The organism is Ensifer sp. NPDC090286, from assembly GCF_044769565.1.
Lineage (GTDB): Bacteria > Pseudomonadota > Alphaproteobacteria > Rhizobiales > Rhizobiaceae > Ensifer.
Genome location: NZ_JBIVYF010000009.1, coordinates 98,577 through 116,839, shown reverse-complemented (window position 1 = coordinate 116,839; position 18,263 = coordinate 98,577). Strand labels below are relative to the sequence as shown.

At 57.6% G+C, this 18,263-nt stretch carries 12 protein-coding genes and 1 pseudogene; 6 read left to right on the top strand and 7 right to left on the bottom strand.

Going from position 1 to position 18,263, the window contains the following annotated elements:
• Positions 1-324: 324 nt before the first annotated feature.
• The 4 genes from ACIQUG_RS32260 to ACIQUG_RS32245 are packed head-to-tail and all read right to left on the bottom strand — an operon-like array spanning position 325 to position 6,028.
• A complete protein-coding gene (locus tag ACIQUG_RS32260) occupies positions 325-1,167 on the bottom strand; it encodes a ChaN family lipoprotein (protein WP_402326368.1) in 843 nt (280 codons plus the stop codon).
• A gap of 20 nt (positions 1,168-1,187) precedes the next feature.
• The gene (locus ACIQUG_RS32255; RefSeq protein ID WP_402326367.1) at positions 1,188-1,901 is read right to left on the bottom strand and encodes a hypothetical protein; all 714 of its coding nucleotides are present in this window, start codon (positions 1,899-1,901) and stop codon (positions 1,188-1,190) included.
• A 50-nt stretch (positions 1,902-1,951) separates the two neighbouring features.
• The gene (locus ACIQUG_RS32250) at positions 1,952-3,697 is read right to left on the bottom strand and encodes an ABC transporter ATP-binding protein/permease (protein WP_402326366.1); all 1,746 of its coding nucleotides are present in this window, start codon (positions 3,695-3,697) and stop codon (positions 1,952-1,954) included.
• A 12-nt stretch (positions 3,698-3,709) separates the two neighbouring features.
• Positions 3,710-6,028 carry a TonB-dependent hemoglobin/transferrin/lactoferrin family receptor gene (locus ACIQUG_RS32245; RefSeq protein ID WP_402326364.1) on the bottom strand — a complete coding sequence of 773 codons (2,319 nt, stop codon included), beginning with the start codon at positions 6,026-6,028 and terminating at the stop codon, positions 3,710-3,712.
• A gap of 353 nt (positions 6,029-6,381) precedes the next feature.
• Here ACIQUG_RS32245 and ACIQUG_RS32240 point away from each other — a divergent pair, with 353 nt between their 5' ends.
• Complete coding sequence (locus ACIQUG_RS32240) at positions 6,382-7,143, top strand: HugZ family protein (RefSeq protein WP_402326362.1); 762 nt, start codon at positions 6,382-6,384, stop codon at positions 7,141-7,143.
• Between the two features lie 140 nt (positions 7,144-7,283).
• Here the strand turns inward: ACIQUG_RS32240 and ACIQUG_RS32235 are convergent, their stop codons facing one another.
• The 3 genes and pseudogenes from ACIQUG_RS32235 to ACIQUG_RS32225 all read right to left on the bottom strand — a co-directional run.
• Complete coding sequence (locus tag ACIQUG_RS32235; protein ID WP_402326360.1) at positions 7,284-8,069, bottom strand: phytanoyl-CoA dioxygenase family protein; 786 nt, start codon at positions 8,067-8,069, stop codon at positions 7,284-7,286.
• 1,560 nt (positions 8,070-9,629) lie between these two features.
• Positions 9,630-10,406, bottom strand: coding sequence for a hypothetical protein (locus tag ACIQUG_RS32230; protein ID WP_402326358.1), 777 nt, complete (start codon positions 10,404-10,406; stop codon positions 9,630-9,632).
• A 302-nt stretch (positions 10,407-10,708) separates the two neighbouring features.
• Positions 10,709-11,295, bottom strand: a pseudogene (locus ACIQUG_RS32225) (ISKra4 family transposase); the annotation flags it as partial.
• Between the two features lie 144 nt (positions 11,296-11,439).
• Between ACIQUG_RS32225 and ACIQUG_RS32220 the strand changes: the two are divergent.
• Genes ACIQUG_RS32220 through ACIQUG_RS32200 form a run of 5 tightly spaced genes read left to right on the top strand, consistent with a single transcriptional unit; the run spans position 11,440 to position 17,764 of the window.
• Complete coding sequence (locus tag ACIQUG_RS32220; RefSeq protein ID WP_402326356.1) at positions 11,440-12,753, top strand: metallophosphoesterase; 1,314 nt, start codon at positions 11,440-11,442, stop codon at positions 12,751-12,753.
• Positions 12,754-12,770: 17 nt separating this feature from the next.
• Complete coding sequence (locus ACIQUG_RS32215) at positions 12,771-13,847, top strand: GTPase-associated system all-helical protein GASH (RefSeq protein ID WP_402326355.1); 1,077 nt, start codon at positions 12,771-12,773, stop codon at positions 13,845-13,847.
• Between the two features lie 3 nt (positions 13,848-13,850).
• Complete coding sequence (locus tag ACIQUG_RS32210) at positions 13,851-14,870, top strand: hypothetical protein (protein ID WP_402326353.1); 1,020 nt, start codon at positions 13,851-13,853, stop codon at positions 14,868-14,870.
• A 3-nt stretch (positions 14,871-14,873) separates the two neighbouring features.
• Positions 14,874-15,731: a hypothetical protein gene (locus tag ACIQUG_RS32205; protein WP_402326351.1), complete on the top strand. Its 858-nt coding sequence runs from the start codon at positions 14,874-14,876 to the stop codon at positions 15,729-15,731.
• Positions 15,716-17,764, top strand: coding sequence for a hypothetical protein (locus ACIQUG_RS32200; RefSeq protein ID WP_402326349.1), 2,049 nt, complete (start codon positions 15,716-15,718; stop codon positions 17,762-17,764). The genes ACIQUG_RS32205 and ACIQUG_RS32200 overlap by 16 nt, the downstream gene beginning before the upstream one ends.
• Positions 17,765-18,263: the final 499 nt, after the last annotated feature.

Sequence of the window (18,263 nt, the reverse complement as noted above, 5' to 3'; positions counted from 1 at the left end):
CCTGCAACGTGCGGCACTCTATTTTCGCGAGCATCTGCTACCATGAAACGGTTTGCCGCCGTAATCCATCAAGTGAGCCTGGGGAGTGCCAAACTGCGTCCCACTATGTGCGCCCCACAATAACAGCTCACCGCCGTTCCATCCGAAACTTACGGGCAATGGCATAGGCTTTGGATCGCAAGGAAATCATGGGATCTTCGCCCAAGTTATGCCGTCCACGAGATTTGCGGGATCGAAATCCAGTTTCCTTTCAAGAGCGGCACTGTTTTTGGCGATCTTGAACAGAGACAGTCGACCGAGCAACGCGAGGAGATGTTGTCGTCCTCATCCACGCTTCGCGACCGAACGCTCAATCGGGGGAAGCCTGAACAAACCGTCGGCGATCGGCTCCTGTTCTAGGCGAACGGTTTCGGTGTCGCTCGGCAGCAATACGGCAACATCTCGAACGCCCAGGTCGGCCAACTGATAGGGCGTACCGTGACCATATTCGAGGTGGCCGCGGCCGATGATGCCAACCACCAAGGCGCCATCGCTCTCGCCGATCGCCTCGGCAATGTTGCAGGCAAACGCCCGATCCCAGGTCTGCTGGGCCCTGACGAACCGATCAAAGGCGGGATCTTGCGGCTGCGTTGCCTCTCGGCCTGGCCTGACGCCGCCGGTGATGTCGAAGAGATATTGCCGGTAGGCTGCGGTCGCGGGTTTTGCCGGCGTGACGCCGTCGCGATCGTGGATCGGGATTTCATCCCAACCGAGTTTGCCGACCTCGGTCACCAAAGCGCGGCGGCAGTTGAGCGCTTTCATCGGCACCCCATGCTGGCGGCAGAAGTGGAAGATCGGCATGTAGAGATCTGCCGGGAAACCCCAGACGGTCTTCCAATCGGCCTCTTCAAGAAATGCATCGTCGCCGAGCGCACCGGCGACCCATTTGTCGAGCGCCGGCTGAACCCGGCGCGGAAACATTTCAAAACCGACAACGATATCGGTGCGATGGGCAAGGAGGCCGGAGAGCACGTGAAGCTGCCAACGATGGATGTCGTATCGATCATGGGTTTCGCCGAGCAGCACAGCACTCTTGCCGGCCATGGCGGCGAGCAGCCGACCATGCGCGATCGTTTCGCCAGTACCCGGCACGAGCCACGTTGTCGGAGAATGGATAGTGGTGGACATGATTTTTCTCGCAGCCTTGGTCAGTTCGAAGCGCCGATCGCAAGCCGCACCGTGAGGCCGATTTCCTTCTGCTGCGCGTCGACGGCGGAAAACGTGATCCCCTCACCTTCCTCGCGCTCGATCCAGGCGGCGACGGCTCCACCCAGCAGGTGCAGGTGGAAGTCCGCCGTCATCACGTTGATGAAGCCCATGGCGGGCTTCACCTTCTCGACGACGCCCGACCAGGATTGGTCGAAGCCCGGACCGGTAAACGAGATCGCAACCGATCGCGCCGTTTCAAACGCCAGGTTGAGCGGCTTCATTCCAGGATCGTTCTCGTCGACATCGGGACGTTCGGGGCGCCCTGGCTTGTCAGCGTTGCTTTGAACCGTCTCGAGGCGAAGGCCGCCAAGCGCTGCTTCGAACGGATCCAGGCCGTCGAACCCGACGACGCTGAAAACGGGCTCCCCTTTTTCGTCGTTGAAATCCAGACGCGGATAGACCTGCCCCTGCATCACGCTCGACGTGTCCGCGAAAATGCTTGCCACCAGCGCCGGATTGATGCTGCTGTCGTGGTTGGCACCCCGACAGACGATCCGATCCGCCTTCACCGCTACCGTCTCGACCGGCCCGATGCGCTCGTGGGTGACGCCATTGCGCTTGCCGATGATCATCAGCCTGCCGATCAGCGGCAGCTTGTCGAGCACACGCTCGACGGGTTCGCGCAGGATGCGGCGTGTTGCTTGCTCTGTCATGGATGTTGTCCTCTGGTGGATATCATGTTCGGTTGCGAAAATCTTCGGGGTCACGCGGCGACGGCGTCGTCGCGGGCCACGTCCAGGTCAATCGCTCTGACATCGCCGAGCGCCTGTGGCGGGCGGTGCGCGATGATGATGAATGCGGTATCGGGCAGGCGTTCGCGAAGGTGATGAAGCAACTGCGCTTCGGACGCAGCGTCGAGCGCGCTGGTCGCCTCGTCCAGCATCGCCCAGCGGGGGCCATGCGCAAGCAACCGCGCAAGCGCCAGACGTTGTTGCTCACCGCCCGACAGTCCCGCGTCGACCACTGAAACACCGCCGGCGCCCAGACGATGCGCAAGCCCGACCTCCGTCAATAGCGTCTTGATCACCTCGGGCCCGATGTCATTAACGCAGGCGGGATAGGCGACGGCCTCCTCTAGCGAGCCGAGCGGCAGGTAGGTAACCTGTGGCAGGAACATCCATCCCTCGCGCGGACGATCGACCTCGCCCTCACCATGCGGCCAATAGCCTGCGATGGCCCTCATCAGCGTGGATTTTCCGATCCCGGACGCACCCTTCAGCCAGACGCATTCGCCCGGCCGCACGGAAAGCTGGGGAATATCGAGCAGATGGCGATGATCCGGGGTCCGAAGACGCAGACCGGTCAGTTGCAGGCTTTTCGCCCGATCCAGGTGCGTAATCGCAGACGGCGTTTGCGCCCGGCGGCGGGCATTTTCCATGAAATCATCAAGGCGCGCTGCTGTCGCCACCAGATCCGCAAGGTCGCGGTAGGAGAAGATGAACCACGAGAGCGTTGTCACCACCTGCGAAAAGGCGTTGCTGAGCTGCATCAGCCCGCCGAATGCGACGTGTCCGCCGATATAGCCCGGCAAGGCGACGAATAGCGGTATGCGCAGAACGGAATGATTGAAGGGATAAGTGAAACTGCCAAGCACGAACTCCCGACGGATCAGCCGTCGCCAGTTCTGCGCAAGCGCCCCGAACCGCTGCCTGAAAAGGCGAACCTCCGCCTCCTCGCCATTGGCAAGCGCCACCTCGTCGAAATTGCTGCGCCAGCGCGCCATGGCATAGCGAAAATCCGCCTCGCGATGTTGCTGGGCGGCAAAAAGCGGCTTCAAGGGCTTGCCGAGAAAATGCGTGACGACGCTGCTGATGGCGACATAGAGGAACGCAGCCCAGACCATGTAGTGCGGTATCTCGATATCGATGCCAAGCGGCGCCAGGTTCAATGGGAAATCCGAGAGCGCCCAAAGCACTGCCACAAAGGAGAACAGCCCGACAACGCGGGAGATGAGGTCGAGCGCCTCGCTCAGCACACCGCGCACGAAAAGCCGGCAATCCTCGGCGATACGCTGGTCGGGATTGTCGACGCGATCGTCATCTGCATTGGCCATGTGCCAATAGGCCTTGTCGGCGGTCCAAAGCGCGATCGCTTTTTCCGTCAGTGCTTGCCGCCAGCGGATTTCGAGGATCTTGCGCAGATATTCGGCCAGCAGGTGCCTTGCCGAATTGAGGCCGACAATGACGGCAAAAACCCCGATCTGCGTCAGAATGGCCGGACCGTCGATCTTCTCGATCGCGGAATAGAAAGCGCCCGTCCATTCGATCAGACGCACGCTTGCGTAGACGCTGCCGAGCGTCAACGCGATAACAAGCCCGAGCAACGCCAGGTTTGCCGTGCCGCCGGGATGGCGAATGCAGATCGCGATCAGGCGCTGGAATTGTCCGGCAAGCTTCAGCATGTGGTCACCCGCAAGGTTGAGGAGCGTGGACGCGCGCTGCGCGCCCACTTGGGATCCGGGCTAGAAACGAATCTTCGCACCGAGTTTGAAGGTTCGGCCAGGAGCGGTCTGCAGTTCGAGCGGGTTGACATTGGCTGTCGCGACCGAGGGCGGGACGCGGTCAAAACCTGTGACCGTGTTCGGGAAGTATCGGCGATCGAAAATATTCTGGATGCCGGCGGTGACTTCGAGGTTTTCGCGCGGCCGCCATTTGGCATAGGCGTCGAAGACCGCATAACCGGTCGGCAGGAAATCCGCCGGGTCGCTGGCTTCAGTGCGGCCGGCCGCGAAGGTACCGAAAAGTTCGAACTGGAGCCCATAGTCGGGAAGTTCGTGCTTCAGGCCGAGCACGGCGGTGAGCGGCGTTGCGCCGTCAAATGCGGTTGTCGCAGCGCCGGACGAAACCCGCTGCCGACCTTTGGTCCAGGTGATGTTGGCCAAGGCTGTCGTGTTTTCGAGAATCTCGTATTCGCCGCCGAACTCGATACCCCAGAGTTTGACGTCTTCGACGTTGTTCGAGGTATAGGCGACGACGGGTATGCCGCCCGGTGCAATGACGTTCACCGGCTGCAGGCCGCGGATGAAATTCGCGTAGTCGGCGTAGAAGGTTGCAACGGTGAAATAGCCGCGATCGAGTTCGCCGCGAACACCGATCTCGTAGCTTTCGACCGACTCCGGTTTCAGGCTGGGGTTCGGCACCAGATACGATCCGCTGAACGGATCGTTGCTCGACTGGAAAAGCTGCGCCGAGGTCGGCATCTTGAAGCCTTCGCCATAGGAGGCGTAGACCGAGTAGGTGTCATCGAACTTGTAGATCGCTCCGACGCGCTTCAAAAGCTCGGTCTTCTCCTGTTTCTCTGGTCGGAAGCCCGGCAGACCCGGATAGGACGCGTCCCCGGTCGGATCGATCGAATAATGGGCAAGGCGAACGCCCGGATTGACGGTCAGCTGGCCATCGAGAAACTCGATGCTGTCCTGCAGGTAGAAGTCGGCGCGCTCGGTGGTGACACGCGGGAAGCTGAAGCCCTGGTTGATCGCCGTCGTCGTCGTTCCGGTCAGCGAATTGTAGGTCCGGTTGATGCCGGCATAGTCGCCCTTGGTCCGGTCGCCGTCGAAGCCGTAGGTCAGCGTGTGGCGGGTCGATCCGAGGTCGAACGACGACTGCAGCTGGATATCGGCCTCGAAGAATTCCTCGCTGTACTCACGATACTGATCGTGCAACTGATAGCGGTTGGAATAGACCCGGCGCTGGCGGCTGTCGGTTACGCGTTTTTGCGGCGACCAAGAGAGGTTCCAGTTCACACTGTCGAGCCACGCGGCACCCACCTGCCAGTCGTGTTCGAGCGCGATACGCTTGCGGCTCATCTCCAGGTCGCGCGCGTAGTGATCGTTGAGGTAGGAGGTCGTCGTGGGGATGCCGGTGGTCGAGGCGCCCATTTCGTAAAGCTGCAGGATGTCGGTATCGCGGCCGAAGAGTTCGCCCGTGAGCTTGAACGTATGCTCCGCATCGGGCGTCCAGACGACCTTGGCAAGCGCATTGTTGACATCCGTATCGGCTGGGAAAAGACGGTCGCATCCGTAATTGGGGCGAGAGCAACCCCAGATGCCGCCATCGGCACGCGCCTTGCTGAACTCAGCCTCCTGCGCCGACACCTGGCCGTAGCTTCCAAGAATCTGGACGTCGCCGAAATCGTAGGCGCCGGTTACCTGCTTGCGCCAGCTGTTGTCCAGGCTGTCGAAACTGGTACTCACCTCGAGAGCCCAGGGCTTTGTCGGATCGGTCAGGAGATCGGACGGATCGAGTGTGCGGAACATCACCGCGCCGCCCAGTGCATCCGAGCCCCACAGAACGGAGTTTGGCCCGCGGACGATTTCGACGGCCTTGAAGTTGCTCATGTCGAAAAAGTCACGGCTGCCGTCGGTGATGCCCTCCTGCACCCGCGAGCCGTCAACGGTCAATTGCACGCGGTTGCCGCTCATGCCGCGGATGGAGAAGCCGTTCAGCTGGCCCCAAGGGTTCGTGATCGAGGTTCGCCGGTCGACGCTGATGCCCGGCTCATAGCGAACCAGGTCTTGGATATCGCGGACATTGTGATCTTCGATCTCTTCGCGCGTGATGACGGAAATCGACTGCGGGACGTCGAGAATCTTTTTCGGTTGGCGGGTGGACGTAACGACGATGCGTTCAAGTTCGGTTACTTCCGGCGTTACACGCTTCGTCTTCTGCTGTGCATCCTGCGCATCAGCGCCTGTCGCCAAAAGCAGCACCAATGCCGTCGATGAAACGAGACGCTGCCCCACGCTTCGTCCCGCCACCGCATTATTCCAAGTCGTCGTCATCGTCATACCCAGCCCCCGGGGATCAAAACAAAATCAACGGGGGCCTTGTAATTAAACTTGAGTCAAAGAATCAAGTTCAAACATGATAAAAACACTCAAATTTTATGGGGTCTTTAACAGGCTGCGGTTTAACAGGGAACAAATGCGCCCACCGTTGCGGCGAAATCGATGTGAAGGAGCGGAGAGAGAAGGCGGCTGCGAGAAGAGAACGCTGTTGCCGATGTCATCCAGTCTAGCCGTGACAGGTCAAAGAACAAGTGTCGAATCAGCAACCCAGGAATGATTTTTTTTGCGTTTGCAGCCGCAGAGCGACGCGATAGGGATGCCCATAACAACAGGGAAACGGAGCTTTCATGACGACCAAGCTTGCAAATCCGATTACGCCGCGTGGCATCGAGATCGATCCCAGCCTGGGCGCGAACTTCGATGCGGTCGACATCGCGCGAAACCTGCTGCGCACGGCAAGGGTTGCCGCCCTTGCGACGCTCGACCCGGGCAGTGATTATCCGTACGCGACGTTTACCAATCTCGCGATGGAGCCTGATGGCACGCCCTTTTTCTTCACGGCCGGGCTGGCGCTGCACGCTCGCAACATCCTTGAGGACCAGCGCGTATCCCTGGCGATCTCGGCGCTCCGCGGCGACCTGCTTGCCCATCCGCGTCTGACACTGGTCGGGCGTGCCGAGCGGATTGGCAACGCCGACCGCGAACAAGCCAACCGTCGCTATCTTGCCCGCTTTCCCAAATCGAAGATCTATCTTGGTCTTGGCGACGCCATGCCATGCCGCATGGTCGTCGAAGCGCTTCACTTGAGTGGCGGTCCGGCACGCAATGCCGCGCAGGTCACGGTCGCCGATCTCATGACCGACATCCAAGGTGCCGACCGGTTGATCGACGTGGAATCTGTCGAAATCGACAAGATCAATGCGCAGCCGGAACTCGTGACCCTCCTGGCCGAAGCTGCCGGTGCGAAGCAGGACCGGTGGCGCGTCACTGGCATAGATCCAGACGGCTTGGATCTCTCAGCCGCCAGATCCGCTGCGCGTTTGTGGTTTCCTGAACGGGTAACGACACCGCAAGCGCTCGAAGAGGCGCTCGCTCGGTTTTCCCGATAGAGCGAAATCGATGCATGCCGCCGACCCGGACGCTGCGCCAAGATCCGGCAGCCGCAAGGTCTGTATGCCGCCCAGTCGAAATTCGATGCGATCCCTGGAGGCATCAAGTGAAGCGTCGATCTAACGACAGCCACCCGCTTTCACCGGAAGCGGGTGGCTGTATAGGAGGCGCCAATTTTGCTCACCTGGAAACTCGACCGTGCTTCTTCAATCGTCATTCCGGTGAGGGATTCGCGCGCGTTCGTCGATATGGAGACCCCGTTGCACCCCCACTGGATGACGATGTTTCGTCTCGGTTCGCTCGAATGATTGGGAGCCCCGCCATGCAGGACGAGCGGATGAATGGCGACTACTGACCCTGCCGTACAAACAGCAGACGTTGCGCGCCCCTCCTCGCCGACAGCTCCCTCATCGTCGGCGGTTCGATGGCTTCCCGGCAGAAAGACGGTCGCACCGTTATGCTCGCCATCGAGGCAGATCATCGTCCGCAGCATCTTCGGCTCCACAGGCGAGATGTAGTTGTTGGGGAAATCGCGATGCCACGAAATGCCGCTTCCGATGTGGGGCGCTTTCGACGTGACGTTTGCGAAATGAAAGATGAGGTCGGTGGTTCCCAACAAATCGGCAACGAGATCCACCAATACGGGCTTGGTGAGAAACGGGAGAAGTTCAGGCGCAAATCGCGTTGGGTCTCCGATGATGAAGGCCGCATTTTGCTGCCGATCGAGCTCAACGCCGCCTCTCTTCCGCGTCGGGAGATCCCGCTCACGCACGCATTGAGCAGTCAGTTCCGGCTCCATGCCCGAAAGCGCTCGCTCCTCGAGCTTTTCGACCACGCCTCTGAGAAAATCCAGCTCCGAGGCGGAGAATACCCCCTCAGTGACCGCATAACCTTTTTCAAGGTAGGAGTGTTTGTCGATTTCCACTAGCCTTCATCCAACACACGCACCATCAAAACTGGAGCATTGTTCATCAACCTGGCATTTGCGGAGCCCCTGAACGTGGATTTCTGCTTATGCTCCAGTCGATACATTATGCGATCCTACGAGCCCAGAACGTGAACAACGCAGCAACACGCACTGCAGCCGCTCCTTAATCCACCTACGCGATGCTGGTGACCTTGCCCCGTTGAAATAATCCATTTTGAAGTAAGCTCTGGCCCTACGAGGTCGGTTGATACGCAGCACCGCGCTAGCGACAGCAGTTGGCAAAAGGACAAGCCGGCCCCGCAGCGGTGACACTTCGCGTGTTTATCGACGCCCAAGGCCGCAACGCTGGATTAGCATCACAGAATCGACTCTTCGATAAGTTGTGACATGATCCCCAAGGGATTGGGGGGATTACAATTGAAGTCTGTTACCTTACCGAGGCTTAGCCTAGCGGCGACGTTGGCATTTGCCTTTTCGAGCTGTACAACAACACAAGCGGAATTTCGTAAAGATCCGGCGCGCGTACCAAGTCCGCGCTCTGTCGGACGTTCATAACAAATACCGATCCAGCCTTTACGCAGGAACTCACCGGCGAGTTGGCCAAGCGGCGCATTGAACCGATCGAGTGCGCCAAGATGGTTCAGCAGGAGAACCAAACTGCGGCCGCGTCGTCGCCGTTGCATTGGTGGGAACTGCCATCGCCGTGTGCGCGAACAATGACTGCGGTGGTGGCTACTATCTACTATCCTACCTACCCCGGGAATTGCCAATACGAATGGCAGCGAGACGCCCGGGGCAACCGTTGCGGTAGAAGGAGCGCCTTCTCCAAGCCTGGGGAATGGTGAACCACATAACACGGCACGATAATAGGTCTCGGTGTCACCCGACTGTCCGGCGCGCTGTGCCTCGTGCAACGGCGGCTGGTACTAAGAAAACCGATTTCTGGGCGCCGCGCGCGGTCGACGCCTCACCGGCAGCGGCCGAAAGCCAGCGGTGTCCTGCTGGGAGGGGGGCGGGCCTTGGCGGTCTCGGCGCCATGCTCCTCATTTCTCTGACGCCCCAACTCCTGCTATTGTCGTTCGACCCGGCTATCTACCGCCTAGAAAAGAGGCTGGGCGAACTTGGCATCATCGGCCGTGTCTCGAACGTGGTCGGCTTCAACGACCTACAAGGGGTCCGCAGTCACGCCAATCTATTTTAGAAGATTTGAGCGACCGGGCGCTGGTCGCGTCGATGTACGAAGAGGCTAAGCCGCACCGCACGGCGACAGGGTTTGAAGGGAGACTGCAGGAGACCGCGGCCGGCAGCAACACTTTCGTTGCCGTAGATCCAGAGAAGCATCGGCTTGAGTAGATCTCTGCTCAAGCCCAACCAGTGAAGGCGAAGGCCCTTTTACCACCACCGGCTAGTCGCGATCGGTTTGCGGGCTCAGGTTCGCGGGCGCCGCTCCCCAAAATATAGAGCTGCGCTCGCGCGGACCGCTGGACTCGCCCGTACTACCAACCCCCACCTCGATCACCATCGCCGTGGCGGGCGACCTCGCTGGCAGGCGATCAACTACAGCCCCATTGCGGATTTGATCGCCGCAACAGCCAATCCGATTCCGATCTTCTCACCGACATCCACTGCCCATTTGCCAGCCGTCTTCAAACGGGTCAGTGCGCCCTCAACATTTCCGTCCTCCGCTTCTCTTGCTGCCTCCGCCACGGCTGCTGTGGCCGCAGTCTCCTCGCTGGTCTTCGCTTCGCGCTGCATTGCAGAAAGCAGCAGCTTCAACAGATGATAGAGATCCTCGGCGTTCGGTGAAGCCGAGTTCTTCGTCGTCAGCGTTCCCATGGCTCCCGAATTAAATTGCGCTGTAGAACTGTCTCCACTTTGACGCACAATCTGACCGTCGTTGTCCCCCGCGCTTATGACGTGATTGTTCCCACTAATGGACCAGTAATTGACCGATGCGGTGCTCGGAACAACTTCCAAGCCAGAAACCATCGTTATTGATTGATCGCACCACATCACAATGCGGTTGCAGTCTTTGATCATCCTAGGCCAATACTCCGACTCTGAAATCGGGATTTTTCGTTCGTAGTCGGCGAGAGAGTATCCCGAGATATTTGATCCGGTTTCTCGATTGTACCTCTGGACGATCGCTGCGAGTATTTGATCTGCGACCTGGGTTTCGCCAACCGTGAGTACACCCCGCTCTGGCGGGAGATCACTGACTTCAGCGGGGCCGTCAGCGTACCCAGCTTTGATGCGAGCATATTGCATGCACAAAAGGGCACGTTCTTTTAATGCCATGAACGCGCCGACCCCTGGCGAACTTGCCTGCTTCACTGACTCCTCCAAACTTGAGATTCTGTACAATTTCACTTCGCGCCGTCCAAAAGGAAGCGACCCTTGTCGCTAATTTTTCAAAACCGACAGCGGCGGTCAATAAGCCACGAGCGGCACGCACCTGCAAAAAGGTCTCGATAAGATTAATGATCCGCGCTCCACGCCCGCGATATTCACTCTTAGGAAGTCGTTGAGGTGATTTACAAGCCTAGTGTCGTTTTGTATTTAGCCGCAAGGCTCCGACGACAATATTTTCAACAAGATAGCTTGGCACTTAATTTGCGAGCGGGAAAAATCTGGGGTTAAGCTGCGAGGTCAAGCTTTGCCTGTTTGCGACTGGCGTCCGCGACAGCGGCTCGGACTTGAAGAACTCGATGAGTGCCGATCTGTGTCTAACGCATTTGCCGCATCTTATTCATACGGCCATTGACGAAGCTGTTCGCTGCACTTTCACTCGGCGAACTGGATATCGGCTGACCTTACCAGTATCGCCGACAGTAGTTGACGATCGAAGCTGCGTTCTGCTCCACGTAGGCGCCAAGATTTTTTGATCGGCTCGTATAGGCGCCTGATGTTTCCGGGGGCGTCGCGGAAACTGAGATGCTGATCCAACTGGGCGAGCATCTGCTTTATGGCTTCGCTGGCCTCTCGGACACATCCGCTCCAGAGGAGATTCCGGACACATGGATCGCGAGGTTTTGCAGATAGACATCCAGATTTTGCAGATGCCTAATGCCCTCCCAGGCCTGTTCCATGTGCCGCAGTTGCATCGATAGAGATAAAACCAGTCGAGACTATGCGTGGCGGGCTGGCGTGTTGCGCTGAGCACGTGTTTGTCGGGTCCGGCTTGTTCGCCAGGCGAACGAGATGGCAAGCGAGCTCGCATTGCGCATGCTGGTTCGTTCGTTGAAGCAGCCGGACGTGACCCAATTCTGGCTTAAAGCGTTCAGAGACAAAGAAAATCTTTTGCAAGCTTGTTCTCACCGAAGCGAGAGGACTTGCCGCCTTCAATTTATACGATAGAACTAGCAGCATGCTGCTACTTCACATCTCCGACATTCATTTCCGGTCACCGGACTGTCTCAACCCTGATTTCGATCCAGACCGTCCTTATCGCACGCGGCTCATTCAGGACGTCAAAAGCCAAGTCGCGAAACTCGGCTCTGTCGGTGCAATTCTGATAGGCGGCGACATTGCGTTCAAAGGCGCCCCCGACGAGTATTCGACGGCGATGAAGTGGATCAGCGAGTTGTCGGCAGTCGCTGGATGCCCACTCGAGCGGGTCTTTGTTATCCCAGGTAACCACGACGTCGACCGTTCGACGATCACCCGCGCCGCTACCACCCGAAACGCCCAAGCTGCAATCACGCGAGCGGATGCGGGCTGGCGCGAGCGGGAATTTCGGGCACAAATAAGCGATCCAGACACCGGAAGGGCGCTTACGGCGCCCCTCGCTGCTTACAACGAATTTGCAAAGGTTTTCAACTGCCAAGTCTATCTTCCGGATCACCTATACTGGAAGCAGGATCTCGCCCTGGAAGATGGAGTAACGCTGCGGATTTATGGTCTTACGTCTACGTTTTTGTCAGGTGCAGAGGGCCGCAACGACACTCGCGAAAGTCTTTATCTAAGCCCGCTCCAGACGGTTCTTGACCCTGTTGAGGATGTCGTAAACCTTGCGTTTTGCCATCATCCCCCAGACTGGTTCATGGATCAGGACGACGTGAACGATGCGATCTGTGGACGCTCTTCCATTCACATGTTTGGCCATAAACACCGACAGCGAATTTCGAAGGATGACGGCTTCATTAGATTCAGTGCAGGTGCCGTCAATCCTGACAGAAACGAAGCAGGCTGGCAGCCGGGCTATAATCTAGTCGAGGTAAACATCGACGGGGCAGGAGTGGGGCGCGGAATTTTGATCAAAGCCCACCTGCGTCAATGGCAAAGCAATCCTGATATGTTTCGGGCGGTGTTGACGAATTTGAGAGACGAAGTGTTTCGGCACAGAATCCCCTTCCCGGGTGACGCAAGGACAAACCCGACTGCCACAATTGGATCTGCCAGCACTCCTAGCCTGATATCAGTGCCTGCACTACCATCCGATACGGTCGAGGTTGATGCGGAGGCCGCCATGGGTGACCCAAGCACACGCAACTTGGTGTTCCGGTTCTGGAATCTGTCCTCCAGCGCTCGTCGGGAAATCTCGCTTGAGCTCGGACTGATTAGCAAAGAAGAGCTGTCGGTTCCGGAGCCTGAACGCTACGGCCGCGCACTGATTAGGGCTGGCGAGAGAAATCAAGTGGAAGAACTGGCCGCAGCGGTCGGAAAACGGGAGGGACATTAATCGTGGACGCAACGTCAATGCACAGTGATTTTCCACGATGGTACAGCTCTCTCAGCATGGGTGAAGATCAAGGACGGCGCCAAGCGCGGTGGGCGGCGGTTCATAAGATCGCCAGCCAAGCAGATAGGGATACAGTTGAAGCCCTTTTGAGGCTGGCATTCAAGACCCGCGCGCTTCCGGCCGCCGCACAGGTGGCCTCGATACGCGCGGCCTTTCAGTCGACGGACGATACGTTCGAAATGGCCGGTAACGATCGGGAGCTTCAAATCCTCTCCGCTGCATGCTTGGCTGTCCTACCGGACTTCAATGAGGATGTTGGGGTGATAGCTGCGCTGGCCGTCACGACAACTGACCTAAATGGTGGTCGCAAACCCGACCTACCTATGGACCTAGCAAAGCTAGCCGAGGCAGCAATATCGGAATGGGCAGATTCCAATAGACAACGGCCGGATCTTACCAAGTATATGAACTCGGATTCCCCGAAGCTCGATTTTGAGAAGGCCGCGGCAAAGATCACAGAAACCCAAAACTGGGAGGGAATCTCCGCAGCATTTAAGCTAGCCGCTGAATCTACCGGGGCTGCTATGCGCTCACTTGCCACCCGTCAGTCAAATGCTATCCGGGCGGTCGATCGCTTTATAAGCATTCAGGATGAAGAATTGCAGATGCTTTGGTGGCTGACGGGTCAGCGGAGCTGGGACTATGACTGCAGTTTCGACTCGGTTGCGGCAGACGCGCAACCACTTGTGCTTTCAAAGGAGGTGGCCGCCGTCACAGCTTCGCTACCCGGACCATCCTCTGTAATGGCAATACTGTCCCGGGCTGGCTTGAAGGACAGGAGGAAGCTGGCGTTAACGTCGGCAGTGAACGCTGTGGAGACCGATTGGTTGCGTGAAGTGATGGGAGAGAGTGACCCCTCACCTGTATCCACACCTGTCCACGCTGCGATTAAGCGTCAACTGGAGACGGGACCAGGCGACGCGTGGGTCGCGGGTTGGGCGGCTGCGACAGGGATTGCCGCAGGCTACGGACTGTCGCCGCTTGCCTTGGCAATGCAGTTTTATCGAGAGCGTCTCCTTCTGACATTCGAGTAACGAATGACCGAAACTGATAACTCCACATTGGTACGTTGCGCCAATCCAGACTGTCGGATCGCTGAAGGCGGCCGCTGTGTCGAGGGTCTCGAGCTGGATGAATGTCCCTACTATGGAAGGACTGCGGAGGAGAGCCCGGCAGAAGGCGCTGAGTCGTCCGCCGAGCAGGAGGAGTACATTCCCCTTCTGCCTGCGAACCTTTTAAGGGGTCCAGATGCGGCGAAATTTCTGAGAGCGGGCGATGCGAGGGTCGTAGCCATTATAGGGCCAAGTGACACTGGCAAGACCAGCCTAATTGCCGGCCTCTATGATCTCTTTCAACTTGCTCCCGTTAAAACCGTGAATTTTGCGGGCTCGGAAACGCTTCATGCATTTGAGCAAGCATGTCATGACGCGCGCGCAGCGTCGCGAAGAAACACGCCTCATATGCAGCGGACGCCGAGAGGCGATGTTAGATTTTATCATCTCGATCTTGTCTTTGCCGATCGAAGGCTATCGCTGCTCCTGGGCGACCGTGCCGGGGAGGAGTACCGAGAGGCAGCAGATGATGTGTCGGTGGCGGAAGGTTTTCCAGAGATCAGACGGGCGGATTGCCTGACGGTCCTCGTGGATGGCGAGAGACTTTTGGACAATGGGGGTCGCCACAATCTGAAGAGTGATATCGCAATGATGTTGCTGGCGATGCGCGATGCCGAGGTTTTCCCGAAAGGATCAAACCTCGCCGTGGTGCTAACCAAATTCGATCTGATCGCGGCCTCTGACAAAAGAGTGAGGGTCGAAAAGGACTTTCAATCGATCGTGTCGGATATCCGCGCGGCATTTGACGAACTAGCAGGTCAGACCGCCGACTTCCTCGTGGCTGCGGCGCCGAAAGACGGCTCGATTCAACGTGGCGATGGGATTGACGACCTTCTAATGTTCTGGCTGGAGCCACCTAACTGGCCTGTGACGATAGCGACGCCTACTTTGTCTTCTCTCAGGGCGTTTGCTCGGCTCAGGCCTATCGAAGAACCCGTGGAGTAACCGATGTCGGAGAAATCGATAGTGATCATCGGACTACCGGAGTCTGGCAAAACAACGTTTCTCGCAGCTCTTTGGCATCTTGTGACTGCACGCGATATGGACACGAGTTTACGATTTGCGAACCTGAAAACAGGGAATCTCGCACATCTCAACGCGATTGCCGCTCGCTGGCGCGACGCCGTTGTGCAAGATCGCACGGGATTAACAGGCACCCGCTTGGTCAGTATGAATTTGAAAGCCGCGGATTCCAGCGAAGTCATGATCACTTTTCCGGACGTTCCAGGAGAGGCATACCGCCGGATGTGGGAGGAAAGGGAATGCGATCCCGAGACGGCCGAGGTTCTCCAATCGAGTGGGGTTCTTCTCTTCGTTCACTCCGACACTATTCGTGCACCTAGCTGGATCGTCGACGAAATAGCTCTAGCAAAAAAGCTGGGAATTGACGTACCGGACGGCGAACCAGTTTCATGGCATCCAAGGTTGGCGCCGACGCAAATACAGCTTATTGATCTCTTACAGTTACTGCACAGGCCTCCACTTTCCGTTGGCCCCCGCCGACTTGCTATCCTTCTTTCTGCTTGGGACAAAGCGGAGGAGGAAGGGTTGGATCCTTCGGCGTTTTTTTCCCAGAGACTGCCGATGCTTGCCCAGTATCTTCGGCACAGCACTCAATGGTCGCCACGGATATATGGCGTGAGCGCCCAAGGTGGGGAATATGACTCTTTCGATGCGAACGCCGTTAAGGTGCGAGCCGCAGAAGATTTGAGAAACCTGGACCAACCCTCCACACGTATTAAATTGGTTGGACCAATTCCGCAAACGCATGACCTCACAGAGCCGCTGACATGGCTCATGCAGTAGTAAAGAGCCGAGTCCACCAAGCCCTTCATGGATACGCAGACGGCCATCGCCAGCTGGCGCTGTCTACGTCACTGAAACCAAGAGACCAGAAAACATTGCTCTCGCTGAGCGATATATCTGGCCCAGGAGCAAAGATCGACGGCGCAGGCTACATCACCGGCTACCCGCTACCCGAATCTGGGCAATATGCGCTCGCCAGGACTTGGCCAGCGCCTGAAATGCCAAGGCCCGGTTGCGTCTGGACCCATACGTTGCTTATCGACTATGCGGATTTGCCTTCAATAGAGGAACCGAAAGCGTTGTTAGAGCTCTTTCGGCGACCCTCGGGAACGCACTCTGCTCCAGAGTACTCGAAGCCCCTCGCTTTGAGTCAAGCGGCGCCCATCGTACCGACCGAATTGGAATACCAGTGGGCGCGTTCTGTTGTATCTGCGCTGTACGGTAAACCCCGTGATCCAATCATAGCCGGGCGCCCTATTTCTGACGCGGATGGAATGGTCTTGGCCATCTGGGGACAACAATGGCCCCGCCTGAAGCGCAATTTTCGCTTTTGCACCCTGTCTGCAAGCGATCGATCATCGGACACCAATTCCTTCGACCTTCAGCTCCTGCCTGCGGGCGATCGAAGCGTGCGTACTCGGTTCGCTGGGGCTGTCGATGCTGAGGCCTTTCCCACCATTAACACATCCTGGCTAGATGACGCTGTCTGGGATCTCAGGACGCCAAATGACGATGGTCTAAGAGATTTTCTGCGTCGGATCGGATCGGATATAGCCGCCGGACGCGAAGGTTTTCGTGCCCTCTGCCAGCTCCATCGGGCTCTGGTTCGCTCTGAACCTGAACCATCGGCCATCGCGGAAGCGATCGAAATCGTTCAAAGCGAATTCGCCCACTCTGAGGCTAAAACTGCTCGCACGATGGTCGTCAACAAGTCCATCCACGGCTCCCGACTGCTTGACGACTTTTCGTTTAGGTACGTTTGGGATAACAGGTCGCTCATTAGCTCTGAGAAACTGGACGTCGCGGGCATCGAGCTCGGTGTCTCAGCATGGCAGCGAGATCCACGCATGTTGGCTGAGTTGAATGCAGATGATCGGTCGGATGCCCGGATAATCGACGGTACTGTCATGACGCTGGGCCAGGACGAGCTTATCGAGGGTCTCCATCTCTATAGCGAACTAACCCCCAAAGCTCTTAATCTTCGGCCCGATCTGGTTTGCAGCTCGGCGTTCTGGTCGAAGCTTGCAACCGAAGAGGCTTTGATCACCGCCACGACGCGCAATCTTCAAGCGAACGCCGTCAGCGCCATGATCGCGGCGAGTCGGGACGATCTGGCCGAACACGCAGTCGCGAAATTTGGTGCGAATGTGATTCTGAATGAGGTGCGAAAGAAAGACATTGAGGGCCTTATTGTTTCGCACGTGTGGGTTTTCGCCGCTGCCAGAGATCCTGCCGCAGTTGCGGAGTTTCTTTCCAGCCGGTCAGATAAGACACGACGTCTCCTCTTAGAACTTATGTCAGTCTTGAGACCCGATGATGTCCCGAACGACTTAGGAGTGGACCCGTGGGTTGTTGCAGGACAACATTCAATCGGAAGTGTCTCAGACGAGCAGACCGTCCAGATGGCAAGCTACCTGCTCAGCCGCACGTTTGGGTATAGGACACGCTCTCCCGCCGATCTCTTCCGCATGAGCTTCGAAATTGTTTACGCGGCGGCCGCTAAAGACCGCGTCCCACACAGCGCGTGGAAACACCTGGACCAGCGATTGCCAACGTCCTTCTTCTGGTATGGCTGGGATCGCTGTAAGCGGCTACGTGCTGGTGCAGCTGACCTGTTTCTAGATGGCAAGTTGGATATCAGCGAATTCGCAACAATAGTAAGTGACGATTGGCTCTTCTCGCTGTTGGCGGAAGAAGTATCGAACAGATCAGGTGGAAGAAGCTTTCTCAAAGCTGTGCGGCGCTATCTTAAGAATGATCGATCGAGCCCGAATGCACATCGGCTAGATGTCATCGAGCATGTGTTGGGTTAACAAAAGCTCCTGTGACCGCGCTCAGAATGTCAGGTTAGTACATAGCAACCTCCCCTCCCATCTCTCTAGCTACGACGGCGGTCCTTAACTGGCCGGCGCCTCCTTTACGCCTTTACGCCTCATCTTCATTTCTTATGCCTGAAGGATCGTGGGCCTCAATTATGTCGCTGCATTTTTTAACCTCCGGCTCCCACAGAGGTTTTCGACGACATCAAGACCTTGCTGGATTGGACAGACGCATTACGGATTGGCCAGGTAGCGATTGCCTAACCGGGACCGCATCGATCCTCCTAACAGAGTAATGCGCTAGATACCTTCGAACCTCAATCTCTTCTTCCTTTGATCATTCTTACGCGCTAGAACGCAACCATGAGAAGAGCCGATCGCTACAGGAACGTTCACCAAATCTGAGTCGTTGTCGTTCAGGAGGAACGACTCACAGCAGAGCTTGCGTTGGGCGTTGCGCGCCCCCACATCGCTGCCCTTCGCAGCTAGCGTG

Coding starts and splice junctions, on each gene's coding strand:
- ACIQUG_RS32240 (WP_402326362.1), top strand. CDS start 6,382: ATGACGACCAAGCTTGCAAATCCGATTACGCCGCGTGGCATCGAGATC.
- ACIQUG_RS32205 (WP_402326351.1), top strand. CDS start 14,874: ATGTCGGAGAAATCGATAGTGATCATCGGACTACCGGAGTCTGGCAAA.
- ACIQUG_RS32255 (WP_402326367.1), bottom strand. CDS start 1,901: ATGACAGAGCAAGCAACACGCCGCATCCTGCGCGAACCCGTCGAGCGT.
- ACIQUG_RS32215 (WP_402326355.1), top strand. CDS start 12,771: ATGCACAGTGATTTTCCACGATGGTACAGCTCTCTCAGCATGGGTGAA.
- ACIQUG_RS32245 (WP_402326364.1), bottom strand. CDS start 6,028: ATGACGACGACTTGGAATAATGCGGTGGCGGGACGAAGCGTGGGGCAG.
- ACIQUG_RS32210 (WP_402326353.1), top strand. CDS start 13,851: ATGACCGAAACTGATAACTCCACATTGGTACGTTGCGCCAATCCAGAC.
- ACIQUG_RS32260 (WP_402326368.1), bottom strand. CDS start 1,167: ATGTCCACCACTATCCATTCTCCGACAACGTGGCTCGTGCCGGGTACT.
- ACIQUG_RS32220 (WP_402326356.1), top strand. CDS start 11,440: ATGCTGCTACTTCACATCTCCGACATTCATTTCCGGTCACCGGACTGT.
- ACIQUG_RS32200 (WP_402326349.1), top strand. CDS start 15,716: ATGGCTCATGCAGTAGTAAAGAGCCGAGTCCACCAAGCCCTTCATGGA.